13 protein-coding genes are annotated in these 12,785 nt (G+C 70.6%); 5 read left to right on the forward strand and 8 right to left on the reverse strand.

The genetic code is table 11. From position 1 onward, the window contains the following. Positions 1-467 precede the first annotated feature (467 nt). Both ABD481_RS29545 and ABD481_RS29550 read right to left on the reverse strand, forming a co-directional pair. Complete coding sequence (locus ABD481_RS29545; RefSeq protein ID WP_344669067.1) at positions 468-2,105, reverse strand: cellulose binding domain-containing protein; 1,638 nt, start codon at positions 2,103-2,105, stop codon at positions 468-470. 20 nt (positions 2,106-2,125) lie between these two features. Beyond that, entirely contained in the window at positions 2,126-3,235 is a 1,110-nt protein-coding gene (locus tag ABD481_RS29550; protein WP_344669068.1) for a 3D domain-containing protein, read from the reverse strand. A 155-nt stretch (positions 3,236-3,390) separates the two neighbouring features. Here ABD481_RS29550 and ABD481_RS29555 point away from each other — a divergent pair, with 155 nt between their 5' ends. Next, entirely contained in the window at positions 3,391-3,873 is a 483-nt protein-coding gene (locus tag ABD481_RS29555) for an NUDIX hydrolase (protein WP_344669069.1), read from the forward strand. 140 nt (positions 3,874-4,013) lie between these two features. On the opposite strand, the gene ABD481_RS29560 is transcribed toward ABD481_RS29555, so the two are convergent. Next, positions 4,014-5,123: a S53 family peptidase gene (locus ABD481_RS29560; RefSeq protein WP_344669070.1), complete on the reverse strand. Its 1,110-nt coding sequence runs from the start codon at positions 5,121-5,123 to the stop codon at positions 4,014-4,016. 897 nt (positions 5,124-6,020) lie between these two features. Continuing rightward, on the reverse strand, positions 6,021-6,320 hold the full coding sequence (locus ABD481_RS29565) for a hypothetical protein (protein ID WP_344669071.1): 300 nt from the start codon (positions 6,318-6,320) through the stop codon (positions 6,021-6,023). Positions 6,321-6,443: 123 nt separating this feature from the next. On the opposite strand from ABD481_RS29565, the gene ABD481_RS29570 reads away from it, so the two are divergent. The 4 genes from ABD481_RS29570 to ABD481_RS29585 all read left to right on the forward strand — a co-directional run bounded on the left by ABD481_RS29570 (position 6,444) and on the right by ABD481_RS29585 (position 8,560). Then, positions 6,444-6,836: a helix-turn-helix domain-containing protein gene (locus ABD481_RS29570; RefSeq protein WP_344669072.1), complete on the forward strand. Its 393-nt coding sequence runs from the start codon at positions 6,444-6,446 to the stop codon at positions 6,834-6,836. Positions 6,837-6,929: 93 nt separating this feature from the next. Continuing rightward, positions 6,930-7,595 (forward strand): NsdA family TPR-like regulatory protein, encoded by a 666-nt coding sequence (locus tag ABD481_RS29575; RefSeq protein ID WP_486323366.1) that lies wholly within the window; start codon positions 6,930-6,932, stop codon positions 7,593-7,595. Positions 7,596-7,646: 51 nt separating this feature from the next. After that, a complete protein-coding gene (locus ABD481_RS29580) occupies positions 7,647-8,132 on the forward strand; it encodes an NUDIX hydrolase (RefSeq protein ID WP_344669074.1) in 486 nt (161 codons plus the stop codon). Between the two features lie 188 nt (positions 8,133-8,320). Beyond that, positions 8,321-8,560: a chaplin gene (locus ABD481_RS29585; RefSeq protein ID WP_344669075.1), complete on the forward strand. Its 240-nt coding sequence runs from the start codon at positions 8,321-8,323 to the stop codon at positions 8,558-8,560. A 129-nt stretch (positions 8,561-8,689) separates the two neighbouring features. Here ABD481_RS29585 and ABD481_RS29590 read toward each other — a convergent pair whose 3' ends face one another. The 4 genes from ABD481_RS29590 to ABD481_RS29605 form a co-directional block, all read right to left on the reverse strand. Then, entirely contained in the window at positions 8,690-9,850 is a 1,161-nt protein-coding gene (locus tag ABD481_RS29590; protein ID WP_344669076.1) for an oxygenase MpaB family protein, read from the reverse strand. Positions 9,851-10,006: 156 nt separating this feature from the next. Further along, on the reverse strand, positions 10,007-10,774 hold the full coding sequence (locus tag ABD481_RS29595) for a response regulator transcription factor (RefSeq protein ID WP_344669077.1): 768 nt from the start codon (positions 10,772-10,774) through the stop codon (positions 10,007-10,009). Further along, positions 10,771-12,036, reverse strand: coding sequence for a sensor histidine kinase (locus ABD481_RS29600; protein ID WP_344669078.1), 1,266 nt, complete (start codon positions 12,034-12,036; stop codon positions 10,771-10,773). The genes ABD481_RS29595 and ABD481_RS29600 overlap by 4 nt, the downstream gene beginning before the upstream one ends. Before the next feature lie 118 nt (positions 12,037-12,154). Beyond that, entirely contained in the window at positions 12,155-12,658 is a 504-nt protein-coding gene (locus tag ABD481_RS29605; RefSeq protein WP_344669079.1) for a flavin reductase family protein, read from the reverse strand. Positions 12,659-12,785: the final 127 nt, after the last annotated feature.

Consider the following 12,785-nt stretch of genomic DNA (forward strand, 5'->3'; position numbering starts at 1 on the left):
CTTTCCGTCGCATCGTCGCCTGAAGGAATCACACCGCCCAGGCGGTATCAAGGCGACCCTTTGGGTGCCGTGCCCTGGCTGATGCGAGCCTTGACACCGCCTGGGCGGCGCGATTGGCTGCGCCCGCCGAAGCGACGGAAAGACCGGAACCGAAGACCTAACTTTGGGGCAAAGCAAAAGTCAAAAGCGGGGCGGCTGGTTGAGATGATGGCCGGTTTCGTTGGCCGCTGCCGGTTGTGGAGGTGGCGAGGCGATCGGTCGTGATGCTGGCCAGTTCTGTTGGCCGCTGCCGGTTCTGATGGTGGCGGGGCGCCCGGTTGCGATGCCGATTGGTTCTGCTGGCCGCCGCCAGTTGTGGAAGTGGCGAGGCGATTGGTCGTGATGCCGACCAGTCCTGCTGGCTGCCGCTGCTCGTTGCGCCCAAAGCCAGAGGCCCGCCGAAGCGGGCCCCTGTTGTTTTGCCTTGCTCAGCCCTGGTAGGGGGCGATGATCTTTGAGAACTCGTATGGCGTCTGGGGGATGTCCGTGCACTTTGCGAGGGAGCCTGTGCAGGCGTTGCCGTCGCGGGTGGCGTCCCAGAAGGCTAGTTCGCCGAGGTGTTGCTGGCGGGCGAAGGTCAGGAGTTGTTGCATGTCGGTTTGGTAGAAGACTTCTGAGGAGTTGTCGTTCTGGCCGATCATGGGGGTTACGCCGATCATGTTCCAGACCTGGGGTGCTGTCAGGGCTGGGTAGAGGGGCGTCAGTTGGGTGAACAGGGATTGGGCGGTTTGGATCGCGTACTTGCCCATTTGGCCGCTGGGGTTGGGGGCCTCTATGTCGCCGAAGTCCATGGCCATGCCGTTGACCAGGGTGATTTTGGCGCCGTACTTCACTGCTGACTTCACTACGTAGAGGCCGTCGGTGGTGAGGCCGGAGGGGAGGATGGGGAGGGTGAGGGTGACGGTGAGTTGTTTGCCGGCGGTGGTGGCGGTGTGTTGGAGGGCGGCTATCGCCTGGGAGCGGCGGTCTATGGAGGCCGGGTCGGCTACGGCGGAGCCTTCGATGTCGAAGTCGATCTGGGTGAGGTTGTAGGCGGTGATGGCGGATTGGTAGGCGGTGGTCAGGGTGGGGACGTCGGTGCAGGATTGGGCGAGTTCGGTGCCTGCTTCGCCGCCGAAGGAGGGCTTCACGTCGCCGCCTATGGCGCGCAGGGTGGTGATGTCGTCCTGTTCGAAGCCGGCGGTCATGGCGAAGGCGTTGAACCAGCTGGGGGTGCACTTCGCGGTGCCGTTGACGATGAAGCCGAGGGAGAACTGGCGCAGGCCGGTGGTTTCGGCGATCTGGGTCAGGTTGGGGGTCGGCCAGGCGCCGATGTCGACGAAGGGTGCTGCTACGCCGGGCAGGTGGCCGCCGCCGGTGTCGGTGCCGGTGGTGGCGGTGACCGCGGGGCTGGGTGCGGACAGGTTGCCGGCCACGTCGTAGGCGCGGACGGTGAAGGAGTAGGAGGTGGAGGGGGTCAGGCCGGTCACGGTGGCGGCGGTGCCGGGGGAGGTCGCCACGACGGTGCTGCCGGAGTAGACCTTGTAGCCGGCCACGGAGACGTTGTCCGTGGAGCCGGTCCAGGACAGGGAGGCCGCGGTGGCGGTGGTGCTCAGTACCGTCAGGCCGGTCGGGGCGGTGGGCGGTTGGGTGTCGCCGGTGCCGTCGCAGGGGTTGTTGTTGAGCTGGCAGGCCGACGGGGCGGTGAAGGTGCCCGAGTAGGTCGCGTCGAAGCCGATGGTGATGGAGGCTCCGGCGGCGATCACCTTGTCGTAGGACTGGGCCACGACGTTGTGGGTGGTGCCGCTGGCGGTGTCGGTGCCGCCCCACATGCTGGTGATCCGCTCGGTGGTGGGCAGGGTGAACTGCAGCGCCCAGGTGTTGAGCGGGACCGTCATCGGGTTGGTGATCACGTACTGCGCCTCGAACCCGCTGCCCCAGTCGGAGGTCTTGGTGAAGACCGCGGTGGGCAGGGTGGGGGTGGCCGCGGAGGCGGTCGGGGGGGCCAGGCTCAGCCCCACGCCGACCAGGGCGCCGGCGGCGAGGGCGGCGATCGGGAGGGACCGCCGGCGGGGGAGGATGCGCATCAGACTTCTTCCTACGGCCGTCAGCATGAGCCGTTGTCGGTCCAGACGTTCTGGGAGTTGTTGCCGGGGACGTCGCCCTGGGTCCACCACTTGGCGGTCCAGTTGTGCTGCCCGTAGCTGACCTTGTTGCCGCCGGTGTAGACCTGGGTGGAGCTCCAGGCCGGGAGCGTGCAGCCGGTCGTCGAGGTGGGCGAGCCGCCGCCGGGGGTGGTGGTCGGGCTCGACGGCGGGTAGCTGGTCGGGCTGCCGCCGGAGCTGCTCGGGCTGCTCGGCGGGTTCGGCGGGATCGGCGCCTCGTACGGGTTGGCGATGATGGTGATCGTGCGGTGCTGCACGCCCCAGCCGTCGGCCTGGGTGCCGGGCAGCCAGACGTCGACGGTGTTGTTCTGGATCCAGGTGCCGATGTCGCCGGCGTAGCAGGTGCCGTAGCCGGGCACGGTGAAGTACGTGCCCCAGGGGATCACCCGCGGGTCGACGGCGCACACCCCGAGCTGGGCGTTGTAGCCGGAGGCGGTGCCGCCGCCGTCGTTGTAGGAGGTCACCATCATGGTCATGGTGCTGCCGACCGGGACCTGCCAGGGCACCACCGAGCCGGCGGAGTTCAGCTGGTAGGGCGCGGACAGGTCGCCCAGGGTGGAGTCGGCGCCGCTCTGCGCGCTCATCGACTCGAAGGAGTAATAAGCGTTCTGACACGGGGCGTTGTCGACGGCGGTGAGCGTCGTCTGGCCCCAGTCCGAGACCCAGGCGATGGCCTGGCCGTTGCGCCACACCCGGTAGGCCTGCGCCCCGGCGACGCGGTTGAAGGTGATGTTCACCTGGCCGCCGGTCAGGGTGCCGGTCACGCCGCGGGGGGCGGCCAGCCGCGCGGAGAAGTTCACCGGCTGCGCGGTCTGCGACGGCGGCACCCACGGGGTGTCCGAGCGCGGCGGCGGGGTGACGGTGGTCCAGAACGGACAGGTCGGCAGCGAGCCGGTACCGTCGGCCCGGGCCTGCTGCGCGGCGACCACGCCGACGCCGCCGATCGCGGCGGCGGTCAGCGCCACCGCGCCCAGCAGTGCTCGCACGCGGGCGCTGACACGGCGGTTCGGCGGGCGCTCGCGTATACGCCGCCTGATACTGAACAGGCTCATGATGTGCTCCTTTGGACGTCGGAAGGGGGACGGTTCCGGAGCCGCCGAGCACATGATTGGACTAGACCATAGCGCTGTCAAGGGACTGAAGAACCCTTTCGGCAGCTCAAGGGTCGGACAAGGGAACGGGCCGGAGCCCGCATAGGATCTCGACCATGCCCACCCCGGATTTCATCCTCGCGCTGCGCGAGAAGATCGGTCACGACGAGCTCTGGCTGCCCGGCGTCACCGGCCTGGTCGTGGACGATCGGCGGCGGATCCTCACGGTGCGCCGCGCCGACGACGACAGCTGGACGCTGATCACCGGCATCCTGGACCCGGGGGAGCAGCCGGCCCACGGGATCCGGCGCGAGGTGCTGGAGGAGACCGGGGTCCGGGTGCGGGTCGAGCGCCTGCTGTCGGTCGAGGCCGAGCCGTCGAAGACGTTCCCCAACGGGGACCGGGCGGTCTTCCTGGACACCACGTTCCTGTGCTCGGCCGTCGGCGGCCGGGCCCGGGTCAACGACGACGAGTCGCGGGACGTGCGCTGGTTCGCGCGCGCGGACCTGCCCCCGCTGCCCAAGCGGCACTCCGAGGTGCTGGAGCGGTTCTTCGACGGCGCCTCAGAGCCCTGGTTCGTCGGCGGCCCGGAGGGCTGAGCGCGGTACCGGCCGGCGGGTCGGCTGCGGTACCGACCGGCGAGGGCGCGGCCACCTGGAGCAGGTGGCCGCGCCGGTTGTTCCCGCGTGGGTGACCACGCATGCGGCGGCGGCGCCCTTCATCGCCGCCGCCGCGGGTATCAGAACCCGCCGACGCCGTTCGGCGTGCCCAGGCCGGTGGGACCGTCCCAGCCCACGCGGGCGTGGCACAGCTGGGTCGGGCTGCAGCTGCCGTTGGACCCCGAGGTCACGTCGAAGAAGGACGTGGAGTGGGTGTAGGGGTAGTTGTTGTTGATGCTCGCGGCGTTGCCGGCCAGCGCGAAGACCGAGGCGATGATCGGGGAGGCCACCGAGGTGCCGCCGTAGACCTGCCAGCCGCTGCTGCCGCCGTAGGGGGTGGAGTCGTAGACCGCCACGCCGGTGCTCGGGTTGGCGACCGCCGAGACGTCGGCCTCGGCCCGCTTGGCGCAGCCGGTGCCGAAGCTCGCCTGGCCGGTGAGCACGGCGTTCAGGGTCGAGCAGCCGGACCCGGCGCCGGACCAGGCGGTCTCGGTCCAGCCGCGGCTGTTCGAGGCCTTGGTCAAGGTGGTGCCGCCGACCGCGGTGACGTAGTGCGAGGACGCCGGGAACTGCACGCCGTAGCCGCTGTCGCCGGAGCTGGCGGTGACGGCTATGCCCGGGTGGTTGTAGTACGGCGCCGAGGCGTCGGAGACGTCGCCGCCGCCGTAGCTGTTGGAGATGGCGTTGGCGTGCAGCGCCGCCGCCTCGTTGACCGCCTGGCCCAGGTTGGCGTACGAGGCCGAGGAGGCCTCGACCAGCAGGATGTGGCACTTGGGGCAGATCGCCGAGACCATGTCCAGGTCCAGCGAGATCTCGGTGGCCCAGCCGGCGTCGGTCGCCGGGTAGCTGGTGCCGCCGGTCTGGTTCACCTTCTTGAAGCAGCCGTTGGCGGTGGTGCAGGCCGGCAGCCCGTACTGGGCCCGGTACACGCCCAGGTCGGCCTCGGCGGTCGGGTCGTTGTAGGCGTCGACGATCGCGACGGTCTGCCCGGTGCCGGCCGTCGAGGACGGCAGCTTGTAGGCCGACTGCAGATCGGCCGGGCCGTAGCCGGCCGGCGTCGCCGCCGGCTGGACCAGCCCGTCGGCGGCGTGGCCGCGCACGAACATCGGGTGGGCCACCGGGCCCTGGGCGGAGGCGGCCGGGGCGGCCAGCGCCGGCACGGCGGCGGCCAGCAGCAGGGCGGCGAGCATGGAAAGCAGAAGCCTGATACGACGAGCTGTCACTGATGTCCTCCGGGACACGCGGACTGTGGGGCGGCGCGGCCGGTGGCCGGGCCGTGGTGCGGTGACGAGTTCGCTGTGGCGCCGTGGACCGGCCCGGAACCCCGAGCGGAAGGGCGGAAGGACGCGGCATCGCGCCTGGGGCGGGGGCGCGATGCCGCCGGCCGCGATCAGGCGGCGGGCGTTCGCCGGCGCCGGGGAGCCCGGCGGCGGTGCGGTCCGGTGGCGACGTCGGGGACTGCCGCAGCCGGCGCGCCGACCGGCCGGCACGACGGTGGGCCGGATGGTGCGCGCTGTGCTCCGGGCAGCCCGGCGGGCGCCGTCGAGACGCTCGACGGCACTGGGGAATACGCCCCCTGGCGGCTGAACTGCCTGGTCCGACCGGGTGTCAGAGCGTCCCGGGCGGACCTGAGACAACCTCAGGGTTCGTATTTAAGCGGAACGTAGCAGGGCGTGCGCGCACGGTCAATGCCGGCGCCGGTCCGGGGCTTCGGCGGGCGTTGGCGGGCACCGGCGGGCTTCGGCGGGAACCAACGGCCACCAACGAGCACCGGCGGGCGTTGTCGATGGGACTTCCCTTAAAGGTGTTGCGTGCCCAAGTGATGCGACGCGATGCGGGACCCGACGGAACTTCTCTTTTGCTTGCTCAAGGGGGCGGCTGCGCCGCTGCGCGCGCCGCACCGGTCCGCCTGGCGCTTGCGCGGCATGCGGCCTGGCAGCCGGTCCGCGCGGCGACCAGCTCACGGCGCGCACAATCGAGGCAGCGTGGCTGCCTCAGCCTGTCGTCACCTTGCTGTCCCTCAGTCCGAGCGGCCACGCGCGAGCCGCGGCCGCCTTCACATACGGGCGAACCGCCGCCACCGCCTCTCAAGAGATCACCCGGGCCAGAAAGACGCTGGTCGAGAAGTGTGCACAGATGCCATGCGTCTCCGGATCGGTAACCAGCGACACCCACCCGTTGACACTTGTGCACACCAACACCCGATGCCACCGGCCATCGACGGCGACCCAGTCGCCACGATCGACCATCGCCAGCTGCACGCCGCCCCGGTCCATCACGAACCCGCCTTTCGGGTTCGTGACCGGCAGCTTCGCGAGCCGGGCCACGATCCCAGCCGGAATGTCAGGGGATTGATCTTGCTCTTGCTGTTCCGTCACATCGCTCATGACATCGAGGATCACGCCACGTCAAAGCTGCATGAACCCCCGCCCGGGGGCACTTCGGCGGGGTAGCTTTACCTGCAAGTGGCCAGAGTTCGCGGACACTTCGTAGCGGAGACAAGAGGCTGGATGCGCAGAGACGGGCGTGATCCACGAATCCCCGAGGCGCTGATCACCCGCCCCGAGTTCATCGCGGCCTGCACGGCGCACGACATCGGCGCCGTCTTCGCCCTGGCCGAGAGGTACGGGCTCAGCCGATCCGCGATCTCCCGCATGACCGAGATCAAGACCGACCACGTCCGCGAGATCATCAACGGCCGCCGCCTCATCGAGAGCTTCGCCGTCTACGAGCGGATCGCAGACGGACTCGGCATCCCCGGCGCCATGCTCGGACTCGCACCACGACCATGGGAGGCTGAGACCGGCCCGGCCGCCACACACACGCCGACCTTCGATACCCAGCCTTGGGAACTGGCCGACGCCATAACCGATCGTCCATCAGCCCCGAGGTCATCGAGGTGATGGAGCACGCGGTGATGAACACTGCGCAGCGCTACCCCTACACGCCCCCTGACCAGCTCATGCCCATGATCCCCCAGCTGACGGGCAGGGTCCGTGAAGCGCTGGCCACACCCTCCTCTCTGCGCACGACGCGCCGATGCGTGCAACACCGCGTGGCTTCTGACCATGCAGAGCATCGGCCAGTTCTTCGAGGGAGATCCCTTGATCGCTGTCGAAGCCCTTAACGCAGCGGCCCGGTTCACCCAGGGCGGGGCGAATCCGCGCCGCCATGCCTTGATCAGCGCCCAGCTCGCTCGTGCCTACGCAGCCAACGGCGATGCTTCTGCGGCGACACGGTGTCTGGAGCAGGCCGCGCCGAGCCTGGAACAGGCCACCGCCCCACCGAGCGGCCTCGATTTCTTCGACCAGGCACGGCTCAGTGGAATCGCCGGAACATGCAACCTGTTGATGGGCCGCCCCGAGGCCGCAGCGGGGATCATCAGCGAAGCCCTTGCGCAGCGTTCCGTCGCCGATCTCAAGGGCCGAGCGCTGCTGACATTGGATCTTGCATCCTGCCTGCTCAATGCAGGTGAGGTCGAGGAAGCCTGCCGGATCGCCGAATCGGCGCTCGATCTTGCGTCTCACTCAATAGTCCAACCGATCACCATCCGCGCCCGCTCGCTGAAGGCGGAACTTCAGCCATGGCGCGAACTAGGATCCGTCCAAGGGTTCACCGAACGTGTTCGGGCGAACCAGCCGGTCACCATGTTGGAGGGCTAGATAGTGCGCTGGCGAAGCCACGGACGCCGAGCCGTATATACGAGCGATTGGGTGAACGTCTGGCTTGATGACGTGGAGATCCCCGGCATTGGACGTATCGAACACCATGTATTGACAATGCCTCGTCCTTCCACAACGGCCGTGGTGACTGACGACGACGACCGTTTCCTCCTACTTTGGCGGCACCGCTTCATCACCGACACCTGGGGTTGGGAGGTCCCGGCAGGCTGGGCCGACCCTGGTGAAGAGTCTTTGAACGCGATCCGCCGAGAGATCGAGGAGGAGACTGGTTGGCGCCCCGGCAAGGTTACGGAACTGACCAGCTACAACGCTCTCAGTGGCATCTCAACCATGAGATTCAGCGTCTTCCACGCAACCGACTGCACCCAGGTCGGCCCACCCCCTGACGCCAGCGAATCAACACGCGTCGAATGGGCCACGATCGCCGAAGTGATCAAATTCATTGCCGATGGTCAGGTCGCAGACGGCCCATCTCTCACGGCACTGACGTACTACCTCGCGATGCGCACGGCGTGACAGGCATCTGATCCGCAACGCCGAACACGTCGCATGCTGCATGCTAACCATCACCTTTAGAGGAAGTATCTCATCCCGAGCCGGCACACCGGGACCGGTGATAGGTAGATCAGACCTATACATCGATCGGGTGAAACCACCGACGCGCCGCCGCCGACGCGCGTCGGCCAGGCGGCAAGCTACCGCACATGATCGTTCGTAGAATCGCAGCCCTCGCCCTCACGGCCGCGTCCGTCTTCGGCGCCGCCGCCACCGCCTCCGCCGACAACGGCGCCGGCGCCGTCGGATACGCGGTCGGTTCCCCCGGCCTGCTGTCCGGCAATGTCATCCAGATCCCGATCAACATCCCGTTCAACCTCTGCGGCAACACCATCAGTGTGCTGGGTGCGTTCGACGACGCGTTCGGCAACGTCTGCTTCAACGGCTGAGAACCGCAGTACGGACGTACGGCAAGACCGTGGTATCACCAGCAGGACAAGCACCACAGCAGTGACGGGAGGCGCGCCGAGCGGCGCGCCTCCCGCTGCGTTCCGGCGCGGTGCCGGCTATCGGCTTTCTCAGTGCCCGGACGCGCTTCGCTCCGCCCGGATCGCGATGTGCCGTTGACGCGCCTTCTCCGCCTCCTCTGGATTCGCCAGCTGGATCCGCCGCGCCGCGGCCTGGCCGTGCGCGATCAGCGGCAGGAAGTCGTCGGCCGCGCCCGCCGGGATTCCCAGCCCGTCGGCGAGTTCGTCGCCCAGGGACGCCCGCGCCGTCGCGCCGAGCACGTCGCGCCACGCGGCCGGCGACAGGGCCGGATCCGGGTTCTGCGCCAGGGCGTGGGACGTCACCGCGAACAGCGCCTCGGTGAGGGCCCGGCTGTTGTCGTCCGGGCGCCCGGTCGTCATGTCGAGCAGGTCCAGCAGCCGGGCCGCCTCGTCGTGGCCGTCGATGGGCGCGATCACCGAGTCGTCGAGCCCCAGCAGCCGTCCGATGTGGCGCCAGTACCGGTACAGATGGCGCTCCTCGGCCGCGCTGAGGCCGATCCCGACGACGTCGGACAGGCACCGGAACGGCAGGATCGTGAACGCCAGCCAGGTCCGGGCCAGGTCGGCCTGGTTGATCGGGACGCCCCACTGCTGGACGTCCCAGCCGTCGCGCAGCGCCTGGGCCCGGACGCGGGCGTGCATGAGCCGCACCCGCACGGTCGCGACGTACCCCGGCGCGCCGCGCTCCAGGCCGCCGGGCAGCACCGCGGCCGACCGCCAGGCCCCGGTCGCGGCCAGCCGGCGCGCCGCGCTCGCGCCCGCGGTCAGCTCCCCGGTGCCGGCCAGCAGCCGGGCTATCGCCGGCGAGGCGTAGACGTGCGTCATCGAGACCGCGGCGAACGCGACGACGTCCCACGGCGGCGGAATCGCCTGCGTGGCCCGGTCGCCGTCGGCCAGATCGCCGTCGACGGTCCAGGCGGGCCGCTGCTCCAGATCGCCGAGCAGGGCGCCGACGGCGGCCGGCGGCTCCTCCACCGCGGCCAGCCCCTCGGCCAGCCCCTGCTCCAGGGCGCTCCGACCCTCGGCGCCCAGGCTTGCCAGCTCGGCGACCACGGCGTCGGCCAACGGGTCGCCGAGCGTCAGCAGGGCGGCTATCCGGTCCACCGCCTCGCCGTGGACGGCTCGCGCGGTTCTGAGGTCGACCAACCGGATCGGCGGTGCGGGCGGGGACTGGTCGTCGGTCAGGGTCACTGCTGGCATCCCGTTCTGAGGAGTCGGTGGACGACACCGGCCGCGCCGGTCACGCCTGCGGCGGGCGCGGTGCGTCATCGATCATCTCAGGAGTCGGCGATCGGGCGGCGCGCCGGTCCGGTCGCCGGGGCGGGAGGAGCGTGGTTTCCGGGCCGGTCACGGGTCCGGCGAAGCCGGGGGCGGAACGCCCGATCCCCGGGCGGGTCGCGGGAAACGGCTCGCCGGCGGATACTCGTGGATCAGGTCCCTGACGTCGTCCACCGGCTCGTCGGCGCAGGCCCACTTGGCCCGGATCCGCTCCAGGTAGGAGCGGACGGCCGAGATCGAGATGCCCATGCGGCGGGCGGTCGCGGCCAGGGTGCTGCCGGTGCCGTAGAGGAACAGCGCCTGATGCTCCTGCTCGGACAGGGCCGGCGGGTCGTCGGCGATCAGGCTGATCAGGTCGGTGGTGAGGGCCAGACCGCCGGCGTGCACGGTGCGGATCGCGTCGGCGAGCTTGTCGGCGTCGTCGTCCTTGACCAGGTAGCCGGACGCGCCGGCGCGGATCGTGGCCCGGACGTGGCGGCGCTCGCCGTGGACCGACAGCACCAGCACCAACGCCCCGTCGCCGCACAGGGCCCTGACATTGTCGGCGGGGAGGCTGCCGTCCTCGAGCATCAGGTCCAGCAGGACCACCCGGGCCGCGGTGCCGGAGCCCAGGTACTCCGCGACGCCGGTGCAGGCCCGGACCAGGGCGAGGTCGGGATGGCCGGCGAGCAGCGCCCGGAGCGCGGCCGGGACCAGGCGGTCGTTGTCGACGGCGGCGACGCGGATCACGCCGCCGGAGGCGCCGGCGCCGGCGCCGGTGCCGCTGCCAGTGCCGGTACGAGTGCCGGTGCCGGTACCGGCACCGCCGCTCTCGTTCGCGGCATCGGTCCCGCTCACGCCGGCCACCGCAGGTCCACGCGCGTCCCCTGCCCGGGATGGCTGTCCACCGCCGCGTCGCCGCCGACCTCCCGCATCGGCGCGACGATGCTGTTGCGGATGCCGTAGCCCGGCTCCGTGACCGCGTCGTCGAAGCCCTTGCCCTGGTCGACGATCGCCACGGTGACCGCCGGCCGGCCGGTCGCATCAGGGTCTTGATGAGGCATGCCGCTGCCCGCCAGCGCCGTCACCCGCGCGCGGCTCACCCCCGCGTGTTCCGCGACGTTCGCCAGTGCCTCCGCGCTCGCCGACGCGAACGCGCCGACCACCGCCTCGGGCAGGTCGTCCGGCAGCCCGGCGAAGTGGTACTCCACCCGCAGCCCCGCCGCCGCGCTGTCCGCCGCCGCCTCGACCAGTGCCAGCGACAGGTCCGTCAGCGTCCCGTGCGGACCGTCGGGCGTCGTGCCGCGCAGCACATTGGCCGCGATCGCGCACTGTCGGCGGGCTCGTTCGTCGTGGTGTCCCAAGGGCCCCGGCCCGGCGATCGCGGTCAGGATCCGCAGCGGTCCGTCGTGCAGGGCCCGATGGCGTCGGACCTGCTCACGGAAGTGTCGGCGCCGGGCCTGCTCGTCGGCGCGGTCGGCGGCCAACTGCTCGCGCTGCGCCATCAGCTGCCGGTTCGCGGTCTCCACCGCGTCCGCGGTCGCGCGCAGCCCTCGGATGAACACCGCGCAGCACCCGGCGGTCGAGAACATCCACAGGGCCGGGCTCAGACTCGACCACACCCCGGACGTCGTGTGGATCCGCGTCGCCACCCCGAACACGTAGCTCGCACCCAGCACCGTGCACGCGACCGCCGTCCACCGGGCCGACGTGGTCACCAGCGCCACCGTCACCCCGACGACCACCATCACCGGCTCCAGGTCCGGATTCGGCGCCGCCGTCAGATACTGCGGGGTCACCGCGCGCGGCAGCAGGATCATGGCGGTGCTCAGCAGCGCCACGTCGGCCGCCATCACCCACGCCGGCAGCAGAGGTCTGCGTACCGTCCGGACCGCCAACGCGATCAGCAGCGCCCCGAACAGCGCGACCGCCGCGTACGCCGCCGAAGCCATCAGGACATTGGTATAAGAGTTCTGCTGCACGCCGGCGGCGACACTCGGCACCACGATCCCCAGCACCGTGACCCGGGCGAGCACCACCACGCCCACCACGATCCGGTCCATCCGCCGGTGCAGATCCGCCCCCGGCCCCGCCGCGGCGGGCCGACCGAATCCGGACACCTCTTCAGCATGGCAGCGCCGGTCGGGGCGGTCCATGCCGCACTGGTGCGGCATGGACCGCCCCGACCGGCGGCAGGTCACCGTGGCGATCTTCGCGGCGCCGGTGCGCCGCTGCGCCTCATCCCTCCAGGCTGCGGAAACCGCTGGAGTGGAACACCAGCGGCGCCACCGCCGGATCGTCGTCGAGGTCGTGGACGCGGAACACGATGATGTCGTGGTCGCCGGCCGGGAACACGTCCTGGATCGAGCAGTCGAGCCAGGCGCTGGCGCCCTCGACGAAGACCGCTCCGTCGGCCGTGGCGCGGAAGTCCACAGCGGCGAAGCGGTCGGCGGACTTGGACGAGAGCTGGCGGCAGACCTGCTCCTGGTGCGCCGCCAGGATGCTGATGCCCAGGCGGGCGCTGCCGCGCAGGAGCGGCCAGGTGGCCGACTTCAGGTCGGCGCACACCGATACCAGGACCGGGCTCAGCGACACCGAGGTGAACGAGTTGGCCGCCAGGCCCACCGGGCGGCCGTCGACCAGGGCGGCGACGGCGGTCACGCCGGTCGGGAAGGCGGAGAAGACGCGGCGGAGCTCCTTGGAGGAGCGGACCGCCTCAACAGTCGCGGGGGTCTGGGTCACGGTGTTCTCCTGTTCCATGCTGATCGGGTCCGGCCCGGACGGTGGGCCGGACCGGCGGCACCGGTCCGTCGCCGTGGGACCGCCGGCCTGTCGGCCGACGGTCCCGAGCCGGCGCGGGACCGGGCCG

This window comes from Catenulispora yoronensis (assembly GCF_039531695.1).
Lineage (GTDB): Bacteria > Actinomycetota > Actinomycetes > Streptomycetales > Catenulisporaceae > Catenulispora > Catenulispora yoronensis.

Bases quoted from the DNA above. Each gene is read 5' to 3' on its own strand.
- ABD481_RS29545 (WP_344669067.1), bottom strand. From the start codon at position 2,105: ATGCGCATCCTCCCCCGCCGGCGGTCCCTCCCGATCGCCGCCCTCGCC.
- ABD481_RS29550 (WP_344669068.1), bottom strand. From the start codon at position 3,235: ATGAGCCTGTTCAGTATCAGGCGGCGTATACGCGAGCGCCCGCCGAAC.
- ABD481_RS29555 (WP_344669069.1), top strand. From the start codon at position 3,391: ATGCCCACCCCGGATTTCATCCTCGCGCTGCGCGAGAAGATCGGTCAC.
- ABD481_RS29560 (WP_344669070.1), bottom strand. From the start codon at position 5,123: ATGCTCGCCGCCCTGCTGCTGGCCGCCGCCGTGCCGGCGCTGGCCGCC.
- ABD481_RS29565 (WP_344669071.1), bottom strand. From the start codon at position 6,320: ATGAGCGATGTGACGGAACAGCAAGAGCAAGATCAATCCCCTGACATT.
- ABD481_RS29570 (WP_344669072.1), top strand. From the start codon at position 6,444: ATGCGCAGAGACGGGCGTGATCCACGAATCCCCGAGGCGCTGATCACC.
- ABD481_RS29585 (WP_344669075.1), top strand. From the start codon at position 8,321: ATGATCGTTCGTAGAATCGCAGCCCTCGCCCTCACGGCCGCGTCCGTC.